Below are 330 nucleotides of genomic sequence, written 5' to 3'. Positions count from 1 at the left end.
CCATCACCGGCGTCAACGATGCCGCGGTGATCACCGGTAGCGACGCCGGCAGCGTGACCGAAGACGAAAGCACCCCGCTGCTGACCGAGACCGGCACCCTGAGCGTGACCGACCTGGACGGCGCCGATGAGGCCAAGTTTGTGGCCGGCAACGGCACCCCGAGTGCGGGTGCGCTGGGCAGCCTCGCCATCACCGAAGGCGGAGCCTGGACTTACAACGTCGACAACAGCAAGGTGCAGTACCTGGGCGAGGGCGAAACCAAGGTCGAGACCTTCACCGTGCAGTCTGTGGATGGCACCGAGCACACCGTCACCATCACCATCACCGGCG

General features: G+C 66.1%; 1 protein-coding gene. It reads left to right on the top strand.

Annotation, left to right across the window (positions count from 1 at the left end; genetic code table 11):
* Positions 1-330: VCBS domain-containing protein (locus tag KW824_RS20670; RefSeq protein WP_218410886.1), on the top strand; the 330-nt coding region annotated here is incomplete at both ends.

This window comes from Aeromonas sp. sif0611 (assembly GCF_019218845.1).
Lineage (GTDB): Bacteria > Pseudomonadota > Gammaproteobacteria > Enterobacterales > Aeromonadaceae > Aeromonas > Aeromonas media.
Note: the sequence above shows the minus strand (reverse complement) of the source record. Positions and strands in the feature narration are given on the sequence as shown.